Annotated in this window: 2 protein-coding genes; one reads left to right on the top strand and one right to left on the bottom strand. The window is 74.4% G+C overall.

All coding sequences use genetic code 11. From position 1 onward, the window contains the following. Positions 1-84 precede the first annotated feature (84 nt). Positions 85-621, bottom strand: a complete 537-nt coding sequence (locus tag ACTIDRAF_RS0223650; protein ID WP_083886628.1) for a hypothetical protein — start codon at positions 619-621, stop codon at positions 85-87. 204 nt (positions 622-825) lie between these two features. On the opposite strand from ACTIDRAF_RS0223650, the gene ACTIDRAF_RS30860 reads away from it, so the two are divergent. Then, on the top strand, positions 826-1,841 hold a 1,016-nt coding region (locus tag ACTIDRAF_RS30860), incomplete at its 3' end, for a sensor histidine kinase (protein WP_157163239.1).

Genomic DNA, 1,841 nt, shown 5'->3' with positions numbered 1-1,841 from the left:
CACCGCGCCAGGCCTCCCACCCTGGCGCGGCGTCGCCGTCCGGCCTCCGAGGGCCGCCGCCACTCCGTCCGCCCCACCCGGGCATCAACGGCGCGGTGCGCCGCGCCTTCCGGGTGCCGGCTGGACACGTCGGCCCCACGGGACCCTGGTCCTGGCGTAGGAGACCGCCAGCACGGCGACCAGCACGAGGGCGCCCCCGTCGGTGACCACGGTCGGGACCAGCCCCAGCGGTCCGTACAGCTGGAAGGCGGCCTCCAACGACTCGACCGGCACGAGTACGACGCCGGCGGCCTGCCCCAGGTTCACCACCACCACGAACCAGAACAGCCACGCCCGGTCCAGCCAGTGGGCCAGCACTCCCACCGCGTTGCCGAGGACGAACAGCGTTCCCACCAGTTGGAGGCCGGACAGGAAACCCGCGGCGTCCGCCGAGGCCCGTTCGGGGGTCGCCCCGGCCAGCACCATCGTCCGCACCATCAGGTCCACGTCCAGCAGGACGAAGTTGTGCAGGCCGGTGCCGATGGTGAAGACCAGGCAGGCCCACGCCGTGACGGCTCGCAGCCGGGGGTCGCGCACCGCGCCGGACCCCCGTGGCCGCGTCTCCGCCGGTTCCCGTGTCATCCCGTTCCCCCTCCGGTGGTCGTGGTGGCGGAGTCGAGTCTCGTCGTCGGCGTTCCACCGGACGTCCACCGCCGGGACGGTTCAAGGGACCTCCCCGGGGAGGTTGGCGCGGTCCGGCGTCGTCACCCGTACTCCCCTCGGAGTAGGGGCGGGCACCTCGTCCGAGGGACGCGCCGCGGATCACCTCGGCCCTATGCTCGGCCGGTGATCCGGAGCGGGTGGACGACTGACGTGGTGCTGGCCGTCGCCCTGACCTGCGCGGTCGCGGTGGGCACCGAGATCCTGTGGCGGACCGGTCCGCAGGGCGAACGGCCGGATCTGATCGCGTTCGTCCTCCTGGCGGTGCCCGCCCTGTCCCTCGCCTGGCGTCGTCGGGCGCCGGTCCTCGTGACCGCCGTGACCTGCCTCTGCGCCGCCGGCTACTTCTGGGGCGGCTACCCGCCCCTGTTCGCCGCCGCTCCGGTGCTCGTGGCGGTCCACACGGCGGTGGGGCTCGGTCACCGCGAGGTCGGGTGGGCGGCGGCGTCCGCCCTCGCGGGCTCCGTGTTCGTCGTGGAGGTCGTCGTCGCCGACCAGGTAGCCACCGGATCCCTGTGGATGACCGGCTACCTGCTCGCCGCGATCACCAGCGGGGAGCTTGTCCGCCACCACCGCGCCCACCTCGCGGAGGTCGAGCTGCGGCGGGCGGAGGCCGAACGCACCCGGGAGGAGACCGCCGTCCGGCGGGCCGACGAGGAGAGGTTGTGGATCGCGGCGGAACTCCACGACACGCTCACCCACAGCATCTCGGTCATCGGTGTCCAGGCGGGGATGGCGAGCCACCTGCTCGACAAGGAGCCCGAGCGGACCCGGGACGCGTTGCGCGCCGTCAGGGAGGCGAGTCAGGACGCGATGCGAGAACTGCGCGCGACCCTGGGGGTGCTCCGGCACACCGAGCCAGGCCAGGACACCCCCGGACTGCGGCGCCTGCCGGCGCTGGTCGCCCGGGCCCGGACGGCCGGCCTCGCCGTCACCACCAGGGTGACCGGTAGTCCCGTTCCCCTCGACGGCGAGGTGGACCGCGCCGCCTACCGCATCGTGCAGGAGGCGCTGACCAACGTCCTCCGGCACGCGGGCCCGGCCGCCGTGGAGGTCACCCTGGACTGGCGGCCGCCCCTGCTGCGACTGTCCGTCGTGGACGACGGCAGTGGTGGGGGCGGAGGGCGGGACGGCACGGGGGT

Source organism: Actinoalloteichus spitiensis RMV-1378, from assembly GCF_000239155.1.
GTDB lineage: Bacteria > Actinomycetota > Actinomycetes > Mycobacteriales > Pseudonocardiaceae > Actinoalloteichus_B > Actinoalloteichus_B spitiensis.
Note: the sequence above shows the minus strand (reverse complement) of the source record. Positions and strands in the feature narration are given on the sequence as shown.